This is a genomic window from Providencia sp. TYF-12 (assembly GCF_041344805.1).
Taxonomy (GTDB): Bacteria; Pseudomonadota; Gammaproteobacteria; order Enterobacterales; family Enterobacteriaceae; genus Providencia; species Providencia huashanensis.
In genome coordinates this window covers 3235920-3248284 of record NZ_CP166833.1, presented here as the reverse complement: position 1 = coordinate 3248284, position 12365 = coordinate 3235920, and the positions used below count along the sequence as shown (strand labels likewise).

Annotated in this window: 10 protein-coding genes; all 10 read left to right on the top strand. The window is 40.9% G+C overall.

Going from position 1 to position 12365, the window contains the following annotated elements; translation table 11 throughout:
• The first annotated feature begins 13 nt into the window (after nt 1-13).
• The 10 genes from seqA to ABE954_RS14860 all read left to right on the top strand — a co-directional run bounded on the left by seqA (nt 14) and on the right by ABE954_RS14860 (nt 12340).
• On the top strand, nt 14-559 hold the full coding sequence (seqA, locus tag ABE954_RS14905; protein WP_042846480.1) for a replication initiation negative regulator SeqA: 546 nt from the start codon (nt 14-16) through the stop codon (nt 557-559).
• 55 nt (nt 560-614) lie between these two features.
• Nucleotides 615-2249, top strand: coding sequence for a phosphoglucomutase (alpha-D-glucose-1,6-bisphosphate-dependent) (gene pgm, locus ABE954_RS14900; RefSeq protein ID WP_042846479.1), 1635 nt, complete (start codon nt 615-617; stop codon nt 2247-2249).
• Between the two features lie 290 nt (nt 2250-2539).
• Nucleotides 2540-3628 (top strand): 3-phosphoserine/phosphohydroxythreonine transaminase, encoded by a 1089-nt coding sequence (serC, locus tag ABE954_RS14895; RefSeq protein ID WP_042846478.1) that lies wholly within the window; start codon nt 2540-2542, stop codon nt 3626-3628.
• 247 nt (nt 3629-3875) lie between these two features.
• Entirely contained in the window at nt 3876-5150 is a 1275-nt protein-coding gene (aroA, locus tag ABE954_RS14890) for a 3-phosphoshikimate 1-carboxyvinyltransferase (protein WP_042846477.1), read from the top strand.
• Between the two features lie 185 nt (nt 5151-5335).
• Nucleotides 5336-6019, top strand: coding sequence for a (d)CMP kinase (cmk, locus tag ABE954_RS14885; RefSeq protein WP_042846475.1), 684 nt, complete (start codon nt 5336-5338; stop codon nt 6017-6019).
• A 174-nt stretch (nt 6020-6193) separates the two neighbouring features.
• Nucleotides 6194-7867, top strand: coding sequence for a 30S ribosomal protein S1 (gene rpsA / locus ABE954_RS14880; RefSeq protein ID WP_004909559.1), 1674 nt, complete (start codon nt 6194-6196; stop codon nt 7865-7867).
• A gap of 56 nt (nt 7868-7923) precedes the next feature.
• A complete protein-coding gene (gene ihfB, locus ABE954_RS14875) occupies nt 7924-8211 on the top strand; it encodes an integration host factor subunit beta (RefSeq protein WP_042846474.1) in 288 nt (95 codons plus the stop codon).
• 542 nt (nt 8212-8753) lie between these two features.
• Entirely contained in the window at nt 8754-9503 is a 750-nt protein-coding gene (locus tag ABE954_RS14870; RefSeq protein ID WP_371025535.1) for a DUF4131 domain-containing protein, read from the top strand.
• Nucleotides 9504-9548: 45 nt separating this feature from the next.
• Nucleotides 9549-10624, top strand: a protein-coding gene (locus ABE954_RS14865; protein ID WP_104768132.1) for an IS3 family transposase whose coding sequence is annotated in 2 segments (ribosomal slippage) — nt 9549-9798 and nt 9798-10624 — 1077 coding nt in all. Because the reading frame shifts where the segments join, the coding sequence is not laid out codon by codon here.
• Nucleotides 10625-10645: 21 nt separating this feature from the next.
• On the top strand, nt 10646-12340 hold the full coding sequence (locus ABE954_RS14860; protein WP_371025906.1) for a DNA internalization-related competence protein ComEC/Rec2: 1695 nt from the start codon (nt 10646-10648) through the stop codon (nt 12338-12340).
• The last annotated feature ends 25 nt before the right edge of the window (nt 12341-12365 follow it).

Sequence of the window (12365 nt, the reverse complement as noted above, 5' to 3'; positions counted from 1 at the left end):
GTACTGGGAAAAAATGAAAACGATAGAAGTTGATGAAGAGCTTTACCGCTATATTGCGAGCCATACACAGCATATCGGTGAAAGTGCATCGGATATCTTGCGCCGTATGTTAAATTTCAAGTCCGGGCAGCCAGTACAAGTAAAAGAAGTCGGTCAGGCACAACCAGTAACTAAAACTGAACTGGCGATGAGTACACCTGCTGTTGCACAAAACCCAGTTAGGGTTGTTAGGGAATTATTGTTATCCGATGCTTATGCAGAAAAAAGCAAAGCAATTGACCGGTTTATGTTAATTCTGTCCACATTATACAGTTTAGATGCTAAGCGCTTTGCGAGCGCTACAGAATTAATGCATGGTCGAACTCGTATTTATTTTGCCGGCGATGAGCAAACGTTGCTTGCTGCGGGTAAACAGTCTAAGCCTCGTCATATTCCGGGGACCCCTTATTGGGTGATCACGAACACAAATACTAATCGCAAACGTAGTATGGTTGATGCCATCATGCAGGAAATGCAGTTCCCTGCGAATGTGATTGAAAAAGTGAGTAATACCATTTAAAACTGAAATATCACTGATGTGAAAAGCAAAGCATCAGTGCTTTGGGAGAAAACCAGTGACAATACATGAACGTGCAGGGCAGCTTCCGTTTCAAAGTGACTTGATCAATGTCGCTCAATTAACCGCTCAATATTATACTCAGCAGCCGCAAGCAGGGGACGCTTCTCAGGCGGTTAAATTTGGTACGTCTGGGCATCGTGGTAGCTCATTACGTAAAAATTTTAATGAAAATCACATATTGGCAATTGCACAAGCTATTGCTGATTTGCGCAAAACACAAGGGGTAACAGGCCCTTGCTTTGTGGGTAAAGATACACATGCTTTATCTGAAGCGGCATTTATTACTGTGGTTGAGGTGCTAGCAGCCAATCAAGTTCATGTAATTGTTCAGGAGAACAATGGTTTCACACCAACTCCAGCCATCTCCCATGCAATCTTAAGTTACAATCAGTCACACCAAAATATTGCTGATGGCATTGTGATCACGCCTTCCCATAATCCACCTGAAGATGGTGGTATTAAATATAATCCAGCAAATGGCGGGCCTGCGGATACAGATTTAACTTCGGTTATTGAGAAAAATGCTAATCAAATACTGGTAAATAACCTCGAGGGGGTTAAGCGCCTAAGTTTTGATGCTGCGATCGCAAGTGAATATGTTATTCAGCAAGATTTAATTATGCCATACGTATTAGCACTGGGCGAAGTTGTTGATATGGAGGCCATCGCCAAATCAGGGCTAAAAATCGGTGTTGACCCACTAGGTGGCTCAGGTATCGAATATTGGAAAAAAATTGCTGAGCATTATCAATTAAATATTGAAATCGTAAATGATCAACTAGACCAAACTTTCCGTTTTATGCCACTTGACCATGATGGTGTTATCCGTATGGATTGCTCATCAAGTTGGGCTATGGCAGGGTTATTAGGGATGAAAAAACGGTTTGATTTGGCGTTTGCAAATGATCCTGATTACGACCGCCATGGTATTGTCACCCCTGATGGGTTAATGAACCCAAATCACTACCTTGCTGTTGCGATTGACTATTTATTCCAGCATCGGCCTCTGTGGGGGAAAGATGTTGCTGTCGGTAAAACGCTGGTTTCTAGTGCGATGATTGACCGAGTTGTCAGTGATATTGGTCGTGAATTGGTAGAAGTACCGGTTGGTTTTAAATGGTTTGTTGATGGTTTATTTAGTGGTCAACTCGGTTTTGGTGGGGAAGAAAGTGCTGGGGCATCGTTCCTGAAATTTGATGGTACACCTTGGTCAACGGATAAAGATGGTATCATTCTTTGTTTATTAGCCGCAGAAATTACAGCAGTTACCGGTGAAAACCCTCAGCAACGCTATAATAACCTCGCGAAAAAATTTGGTGCACCGATTTACAACCGTATCCAAGCGAAAGCGACTCACGAAGAAAAAGCTAAGTTAAGTAAATTATCTCCAGAAATGGTAGCCGCAGATACGCTAGCGGGTGATAAAATTACACAGCGCTTAACCGCAGCACCTGGTAATGGCGCCTCGATAGGTGGCTTAAAAATTATGACCGATTACGGTTGGTTTGCAGCAAGGCCATCAGGGACAGAAGAAGCATACAAAATTTATTGTGAAAGTTTCCGTGGCGAAGAACATCTACGCCTTATTGAAAAAGAAGCTATCGAGATCGTTAGTAAAGTAATTAGTTAATTCCGCTTTTTATAAATAAAAAATTCATTTCAATAAATATCCCGAAGACAAAATCGACAAGATGATTCGGGATATTATTCCTTATTTATTGTTAATCTCTTCATAAAATTATGGTTGTCGATAATGTGACGAGATTAACAAAATTCTTTTGTTTATTTTACCCAAAATTCCCCTATTACTTTTTACTATCAATTCACAATAAGCGTTGCAGCTAAAGGCGTGGAGTGGTACAACTTGAAGCATCTGAGTGAGTTTTATTAATCATAATTATTGAAGATAGGGTGAGGTCAATGAGTCAGGTTTATAATTTCAGTGCAGGTCCAGCGATGCTGCCTGTCGAAGTCATGCGTCGTGCTGAACAAGAATTTTGTAATTGGCAAGGTCTAGGTGTTTCAGTGATGGAAGTGAGTCATCGCGGAAAAGAATTTGTTGAAGTTGCAAAAGAAGCTGAGCAAAATTTACGTGATTTATTAAATGTGCCAAGTAATTATAAAATTCTATTTTGTCATGGCGGTGCCCGTGCCCACTTTGCTACTATCCCGATGAACTTATTAGGTGGCAAAACGACGGCTGATTACATTGTCAGTGGTTATTGGTCAGAATCTGCTGCGAAAGAAGCAGCGAAATACTGTAAACCTAACGTCATTCAGATTGCTGAAGAAAAAGATGGCGTTGTGAGCCTAAAACCAATGAGTGAATGGCCTTTAAGTGACGATGCTGCTTATGTCCATTATTGCCCTAATGAAACGATTGGCGGTTTAGCCCTCCACGAAGAACCTGATTTCCCGAAAGACAAAATTATTGTTGCTGATTACTCATCTTCTATTTTATCAAAACCGATTGATGTCAGCCGTTTTGGCATAATCTATGCGGGTGCACAAAAAAATATCGGGCCTGCTGGGTTAACAATTGTCATTATTCGTGAAGACCTACTGGGCAAAGCCTCTCCACAGACGCCATCAGTATTTGATTATACATTACTAGCAAAACATGATTCCATGTTCAACACACCGCCAACATTTGCATGGTACCTATCAGGTATGGTCTTTAAGTGGTTGAAAGAACAAGGTGGCTTACAAGAAATGGCGAAGCGTAATTATGAAAAATCACAATTACTCTACAATGCTATTGATGATAGCCAGTTTTATATAAACCGTGTGGCAGTAGAAAACCGCTCTTGGATGAATGTGCCATTCCAAATGCAAAACCCTGCATTGGATGCCAAATTTATCGAAGAAGCGAAAGAACAAGGCCTGCTTTCACTGAAAGGTCATAAAGTGGCAGGCGGAATGCGAGCCTCCATTTATAATGCTATGCCATTAGCTGGTGTACAGGCTTTGGTTGATTTTATGGCAGATTTTGAACGCCATAACGCATAACACTCTTTATTAAGCTCTACATAATTTGGGTTGCATGTCGGTAATAAACGAAAATAGATGAGGGGCATTGGTACACGATATAGCTCGGTTCGTTGAAAATGGCCAACACGCATGCAACCTGAAAAATGATGAGTATAAACTGGCTGATAGGATGTTCAGCTAATAATCGAGCCCTCTTGTAGCTAACTAAAAAGAAAATAGGGCTCGGTTGATTTTACTTGCAATTTCACTGGAGAAAACACCTTTTATGCAATCCCTGACATTACAACCAATTTCTTCAATTAATGGCACAATTAATTTGCCAGGGTCTAAAAGTGTCTCAAACCGTGCACTGTTACTTGCTGCGATGGCTAAAGGGACGACCGTACTGACTAATTTATTAGACAGTGATGATATTCGCCATATGCTGAATGCATTAAGCCAATTAGGGGTTAGTTACCAATTATCGGATGATAAAACACGGTGTTGCGTGGAAGGTCTAGGCGGTAACTTATCCCATTCGGATGAACTAGAAATATTTTTAGGTAATGCAGGGACAGCAATGCGCCCGCTGGCAGCGGCATTATCATTGAGCCACAATAATATTATTCTGACCGGAGAACCCCGCATGAAAGAGCGTCCCATTGGGCACTTAGTGGATGCTTTGAGGGAAGGCGGGGCAGTTATTGATTATTTAGAACAAGAAAATTATCCGCCGATTCGTTTAAAAGGCGGTTTTGTCGGTGGCAAAATTTCAGTCGATGGTTCGGTTTCTAGCCAATTTTTAACGGCATTATTAATGGCGGCTCCTCGTGCAGAGCAAGATACGACTATTACCATTATTGGTGAGTTAGTCTCTAAACCTTATATTGATATAACGCTAGCATTAATGAAAACTTTTGGTGTTATTGTTGAAAATCATCAATATCAACAATTTGTAATTAAAGGCCAGCAACAATATCAATCACCTGGTGAATATTTAGTGGAAGGTGACGCTTCTTCGGCTTCTTACTTTTTAGCCGCTGCTGCTATTAAAGGTGGTATTGTACGTGTCACTGGTATTGGCCGTAATAGTTTGCAAGGTGATACTAAGTTTGCCAACGTGTTGGAGAAAATGGGCGCGACGATTCGCTGGGGTGATGACTACGTTGAGTGTCAACGTGGTACTTTGAGCGGTATTGACATGGATATGAATGAAATCCCTGATGCAGCAATGACAATAGGGACTGTCGCGTTATTCGCTGAAGGCGAAACAGTTATTCGTAATATTTATAACTGGCGTGTAAAAGAAACTGACAGGTTATACGCGATGGCCACTGAGCTACGAAAAGTTGGCGCTGAAGTAGAAGAGGGGCATGATTATATCCGTGTTGTTCCACCCAAAAAACTACAACACGCAGAAATTGAAACTTACAATGACCATCGTATTGCTATGTGTTTTTCATTAGTGGCGTTATCAGATACTCCTGTCACTATTTTAGACCCAGGTTGCACTGCCAAAACGTTTCCAGATTACTTCGAGCAGCTTGCTCGCCTAAGTTAATACTTTTGTTGGGCTGATATGTTTGTTCAGTACCAGCCCAACAATAACTTAATTTAATCAATATTCTCTTATTTTCTGACAATCATCAGAACCTGCTTATTTCACAAAGTTGATGAATTGGTATAATACCTCTACTGATTTTAATTGCAGGTAGCGGATGCTATGTGCAGAAAAGGAGACTTTTTATGGTGGCGATAGCCCCTGTAATCACCGTTGATGGACCTAGCGGAGCAGGCAAAGGTACACTTTGCCAAGCATTAGCAAATGAATTTGGATGGCAACTTCTAGACTCCGGTGCAATTTATCGTGTACTCGCGTTAGCTGCATTACATCATCATGTTGATATTCAATCTGAGGATGGGCTAGTTCCTTTAGCGGCTAATTTAGATGTACGCTTTGTTCCTGAAGGGAATATCTTAAAAGTGATCCTTGAAGGTGAGGATGTCTCAAATCAGATAAGAACAGAAACCGTTGGAAATACGGCTTCGCAAACAGCAACTTTTCCCCGTGTTCGTGAAGCTCTATTACGACGCCAGCGTGCATTTAGAACATTCCCTGGGTTAATTGCCGATGGTCGAGATATGGGAACTGTTGTATTCCCTGATGCCCCAGTGAAAATTTTCCTTGATGCTTCTGCGCAAGAAAGAGCGCATCGTCGCATGAAGCAGTTGCAAGAGAAAGGCTTTGATGTTAATTTTGAACGTCTTTTAAGCGAAATTGAAGAGCGCGATTACCGTGATCGCAATCGCTCAGTTGCGCCCCTTATTGCTGCGAAAGATGCATTAGTGCTGGATTCCACAAGTATGTCAATTGAGGAAGTTATTGAAAAAGCACGCACCTATGCAAAAAAAATTCTACAATTATCGTGATAATAGGCTTTATTTTAGCTTATAATTAGATAATATACGCACTTACCGCTATGTTGATTATTTTATTAGCATAGCATCAACCTTGCGACATGGAATGTTGTGGGGTATGTGAAACAACCCCATTTGGCGGGAAGCTAAGTGGACGTTAATTAAAAACTCTTGAAGATCATTAATATGACTGAATCTTTTGCTCAACTCTTTGAAGAATCCCTGCAGAATATTGAAACTCGTCCTGGTTCTATCGTTCGTGGTACTGTTGTTGCCATCGATAAAGACGTAGTACTGGTAGACGCAGGTCTTAAATCAGAATCTGCTATCCCAGTAGAACAGTTCAAAAATGCTCAGGGTGAGCTAGAAATCCAAGTTGGCGACGAAATCGATGTAGCTCTGGATGCAGTAGAAGATGGTTTCGGTGAAACTATCCTGTCTCGTGAGAAAGCTAAACGTCATGAAGCATGGCTGATGCTGGAAAAAGCTTACGAAGAAGCTGAAACTGTAACTGGTGTTATCAACGGTAAAGTTAAAGGCGGTTTCACTGTTGAACTTAACGGCATCCGTGCGTTCTTACCAGGTTCACTGGTAGATGTACGCCCAGTTCGTGATACTACTCACTTGGAAGGCAAAGAGCTTGAGTTCAAAGTAATCAAGCTGGATCAGAAACGCAACAACGTTGTTGTTTCTCGTCGTGCTGTAATTGAATCTGAAAGCAGCGCTGAGCGCGATCAACTGCTGGAAAACCTGCAGGAAGGCATGGAAGTTAAAGGTATCGTTAAGAACCTTACTGACTACGGTGCATTCGTTGATCTTGGCGGTGTTGACGGCTTGCTGCACATCACTGACATGGCTTGGAAACGTGTTAAACACCCAAGCGAAATCGTCAACGTTGGTGATGAAATCAATGTTAAAGTTCTGAAATTCGACCGTGAGCGCACTCGTGTTTCTCTGGGTCTGAAACAACTGGGCGAAGATCCTTGGGTCGCAATCGCTAAACGTTACCCAGAAGGCACTAAGCTGACTGGTCGCGTTACTAACCTGACTGACTATGGTTGCTTCGTAGAAATCGAAGAAGGCGTTGAAGGTCTGGTTCACGTTTCAGAAATGGATTGGACTAACAAAAACATCCACCCATCTAAAGTTGTTAACGTTGGTGATGTTGTTGAAGTTATGGTTCTGGATATCGATGAAGAACGTCGTCGTATCTCTTTAGGCCTAAAACAATGCAAATCTAACCCATGGCAGCAATTTGCAGAAACTCACAACAAAGGCGACCGCGTTGAAGGTAAAATCAAGTCTATCACTGACTTCGGTATCTTCATCGGTCTGGACGGCGGCATCGATGGCCTGGTTCACTTATCTGACATCTCCTGGAACGTTGCAGGCGAAGAAGCAGTTCGTGAATACAAAAAAGGCGATGAAATCGCAGCTGTTGTTCTGCAAGTTGACGCAGAGCGTGAGCGTATCTCTTTAGGTGTTAAACAGTTAGCTGAAGATCCATTCAATAACTACTTAGCAGCTACTAAGAAAGGCGCTATCGTTACTGGTAAAGTAATCGCAGTTGACGCTAAAGGTGCAACTGTTGAGCTGACTCTGGGCGTTGAAGGTTACCTGCGTGCTTCAGAAGCTTCACGTGACCGTGTTGAAGATGCAACTCTGGTTCTGAACGTTGGTGATGATGTTGAAGCTAAATACACTGGTGTTGATCGTAAAAACCGTGTAATCAACCTGTCTGTTCGTGCTAAAGATGAAGCGGATGAGAAAGACGCTGTCGCAGCTGTGAACAAACAAGAAGATACTGCATTCGGCAACAATGCAATGGCTGAAGCTTTCAAAGCAGCTAAAGGCGAATAATTAAGTGGGGGCAGTAATAGAATTGCCCCTTTGTAACGGTAGTTTAGGGAGGTACTATGACCAAGTCTGAATTAATTGAAAGACTGGCTAGCCAGCAGTCTCATCTTTCAGCAAAAACCGTTGAGGAAGCTGTAAAGGAAATTCTTGAGCATATGGCTGATACGTTAGCCGGTGGTGAGCGTATTGAGGTTCGTGGTTTCGGCAGTTTTTCTCTTCACTACCGTGCACCACGCGTTGGCCGTAACCCAAAAACTGGTGATAAAGTGGAGCTAGAAGGTAAATATGTTCCTCATTTTAAACCAGGTAAAGAATTACGTGATCGTGTAAATATTTATGGCCAATAAAGGGCTATAAATCTTAATTATTACATCAAAACAGCGCTTGCATATTATTGTATAGCGCTGTTTTTTATAATCTGGCCAACACCCAACACCCAACACCCAACACCCAACACCCAACACCCAACACCCAACACCCAACACCCAACACCCAACACCCAACACCCAACACCCAACACCCAACACCCAACACCCAACACCCAACACCCAACACCCAACACCCAACACCCAACACCCAACACCCAACACCCAACACCCAACACCTAACTCTGAGAATCAAATACTTGACCTCATAGCTTTCGCTCATTGAAAAATGGAAAAAGAAATCAATCGGTCTAGATGGGATTATAAATGTAGATGTAGGCTTAAACACGACAGGTATTGATAAGTATTGAAATAAATTGCGAGGCGCTTCCCACTTTAATGAATACTGTATTTTTCCTGAATAACTTATTACGAAGCGCGACTCAAAACCTATCTTAACTACTTATTGAATAAATAGTTAAGTTTTAGATTGGGCTCTAGATTATGGGTAAAAGGAGCCAAATATGAAAGGACAGGGAGGGGGGAAGAACTGGGCTATTAATCACACTATTCATTATTGGCTAGGTAAATATAAAAAATCACTATCATTATCATTGGCAGCATTAGCGGTAATTACTGGGGTATTACCTTTATTATTTATTCCTGAACTTATAAGTTTAAACGTTACAATTACTTGTATTTTTATCATTACTTTATTTTTAATCTTTTATATGACTAATAGGGTGGGGAAGTTTATCTCATTGGTTATCATATCGTTTATTTGGGGAAACTGGCATTGTATTGATATTAAAAACAAAATGGATTTTCTATCTGAGAAAAACTACAAAATTGACCTTACCGTTATAAGTATTCCGTTAGCAGGAAAGGAATATAAGCATAAGGTACGTATTGATAGAATAAACTCTAAAATTATTTTTCCTCCATTATATGCTTTATGGAAGACTAAGGCGCCATTATGCGCGGGGCAGTCATGGCAAATTGTAGGAAAGCTTAAGCCTTTACATAGTTCTTTAAATGAAGGGGGTTTTAATCAACAGCGTTATCTATTAGCAAAAAGGCAAATTGGTTTACTGAAGAGTCAGCAACAAAAAATATTAGACTCTCAATGTTCTATTAGACAAAAGCTTATTAACTATTATTCACAGCAAATATCACCATTAAATAATGCAGGTGTTATTTATGCGCTTATGTTTGGGGAAAGGGGGCTATTGACCCCACAGCATTTGACCTATCCCCCCAATTTAAGACCATGACATTGATGAGATTTCCAATAAAATGGAACCAATGGAGATCTCAAAATGAAAAAACGTTACACCGAAGAACAAATCATCAAAGCCATCAAGCAGCATGAAGCAGGCTCGAAGGTCGAGGACTTATGCCGTGAGATGGCGATATCCGTCGGGACCTTCTACAACTGGCGCAGTAAGTACGCAGGCCTAGAAGTGAACGAAGCCAAGCGATTGAAGGAGCTTGAGGCAGAGAACAACAAGCTTAAGAAAATGCTGGCCGACAAGATGCTGGAAGTCGAAGCAATGAAGGATGTACTGTCAAAAAAGTGGTGACGCCAGCGGCAAGGAAACCTGTTGCTCAGCATTTGATAGAAGCTTTTCGCCTGAGTGAACGGGTGGCTTGCAAGTTGGCGGGATTAAGCCGAACGGCATTGCGGTATCAGCCCAAAACGAATGCAGATAACAGCATACGACAGCGGTTGAAAGCATTGGCAACCCAATATCCGCGTTATGGCTATCTGATGTTGCATAGTCTGCTTCGGGGCGAAGGTTGGGTTAAAAACCGTAAGCATACCTATCGCCTTTATACCGAAGAAGGTTTGCAGGTGCGTACGAAAAAACGCAAAAAGCTGACTCGGCCACGACAGCCTATGGAAGTGCCAACAGCTGTGAATCAACGTTGGTCTATGGACTTTGTATCGGATCAACTCAGCAATGGCAGGCGCTTTAGGGTTTTAAATGTGGTGGATGATTATTCGCGTGAAATGGTAGGCCAATTGGTTTTGGTTTCCATCAGTGGCAGGCAAGTCGCCAGATTCTTGAGTTTGCTGATTGAGCAACGCGGCAAACCAAATAAGGTGATCTGTGACAATGGCACTGAATTTACAAGTAAGGCGATGTTCTTCTGGAGCAAAGAAAGCGGCGTTACTCTGGGTTTTATTCAGCCAGGTAAACCAACACAAAACGCATTTGTTGAAAGTTTGAATGGCAAGTTCAGAAACGAATGCCTGAACCAACACTGGTTTAGAACGATGGACGAGGCCAGATACGAAATAGATTTATGGCGCGAGCATTACAATCATGTTCGTCCGCACAGTTCGTTGAATTACATGTCGCCTGTTGAGTATGCAAAGCAGGCAGCATAAGCTGGAAAATCTCATCACGGGATTGGTACTAATTCCGGGGATAGGTCACATTCTCTACTATTACAGAATACAGGGTTAACTCATTTAATTGCGATATCTGGTTTACATATAGGTTTAGCCTATTTATTTGGTTATTTGATTGTAAGGGGGATTCAATATTTATTACCTATATCATTTTTAAATGAAAGTATCCCAATATTGTCAGGGGTATGTTTGGCTGTTCTTTATGCTTGGGTTTCTGATTTTGCAATCCCTGCAACTCGGGCATTTTTTGCTTTATTGTTATGGGTTTATATTCGAAAAAAAACATCTCATTATTTTTCTTGGCAATGGGCGTTATGGAGCATTGCAGGTATCTTAGTATTAGACCCGTTATCAATTTTATCAGATAGTTTTTGGCTATCGAGCTTTGCGGTTTTAGCCATACTCTATTGGTCCAGTGTTTTACCTTTATCTCCTCATCTTGCGCAACAAAAAGTAATAGGGAAAATTATTATATTAACTCATTTACAGATAGGTTTACTTATTCTACTTATTCCCATGCAACTTATAATGTTTAATGGCAGTAATCTAATGAGTTTTTTTGCAAATCTTTGGTTTGTTCCTATTATTTCTTGGTTAGTAGTTCCTGCTATATTTGTCTTATTTTTACTACCAATTCCTGAGATACAAAATGTTATTTTACTTGCTATTGATCAGGTAATTGAATGGGGGTTGAAGCCAATTCCATTCTTCAGCCGCTTTTGGTTTGAATTACGTCATGTGCCTTATTATGCTTTGGTAAGCTGTTGGCTTATTGCTTTAGTGATCCTTTACCGGTGGTACAAAAATTACTTAGGGCTATGCGGCTGTGTCCTCATATTAATACTAACTGAAAGAGGGAATAGTAAATCACCAAAAAAGGATTGGAGCTTAACTGTACTCGATATTGGCCACGGTTTAGCAGTCGTTATAGAACAAAATAATCTAGCATTCTTATATGATACAGGAAATATATGGAAAGGGAGCAGCAGTGCAAAAAAGCAGGTTATCCCCTTTCTTAAACATCATAATATTACACCGTTAACTGTTATTCTCAGTCATAATCATCTGGATCATACTGGGGGCGTTAAAGATTTAAGTCAGCAATACCCGTGGATAAGCATACGTAGTAGTTTTGGTAATTACTCTAATGAATATAATAAGTTAAAGAAAAGACAGCGTATTCAGCATCTTCCTTGCTTCAAAGGGCAAAAGTGGCAATGGGGGATTTTAACATTTGAAGTGTTGTGGCCTGAAAAATCATCAAAAATATCGCATAACAATGATTCTTGTGTTATTCAATTAACTGATGGGTACCATAAAATCTTATTGACGGGAGATTTAGAAAAACAAGGTGAAAGATCAATTGTTGAAATGTATAAATCAAGACTTCATTCTAACATTTTATTTGTGCCTCACCATGGAAGTAGCACATCCTCAACCGCCTTATTGTTAAGGAATGTTAAACCATCATTGGCATTAGTTTCTTCTGCAAGGTACAGTGCGTGGAAAATTCCATCACAAAAAGTCTATTCTAGGTATAAAAGTAGTGGCGTTAAATGGTTAAACACAGCAGAGAATGGTCAGATAACTTTATGGTTTAAAAAAGAAAATATTAAAATTTTACGTTATCGCTATGAAATTCAACCCCGTTGGTATCATCTGTGGTTTGGCTTGCCGCTATTTCCCGAGTAGAATAGTGCGCTTACATTAAGTCTGG

Coding starts and splice junctions, on each gene's coding strand:
- seqA (WP_042846480.1), top strand. CDS start 14: ATGAAAACGATAGAAGTTGATGAAGAGCTTTACCGCTATATTGCGAGC.
- serC (WP_042846478.1), top strand. CDS start 2,540: ATGAGTCAGGTTTATAATTTCAGTGCAGGTCCAGCGATGCTGCCTGTC.
- aroA (WP_042846477.1), top strand. CDS start 3,876: ATGCAATCCCTGACATTACAACCAATTTCTTCAATTAATGGCACAATT.
- cmk (WP_042846475.1), top strand. CDS start 5,336: ATGGTGGCGATAGCCCCTGTAATCACCGTTGATGGACCTAGCGGAGCA.
- rpsA (WP_004909559.1), top strand. CDS start 6,194: ATGACTGAATCTTTTGCTCAACTCTTTGAAGAATCCCTGCAGAATATT.
- ihfB (WP_042846474.1), top strand. CDS start 7,924: ATGACCAAGTCTGAATTAATTGAAAGACTGGCTAGCCAGCAGTCTCAT.
- ABE954_RS14870 (WP_371025535.1), top strand. CDS start 8,754: ATGAAAGGACAGGGAGGGGGGAAGAACTGGGCTATTAATCACACTATT.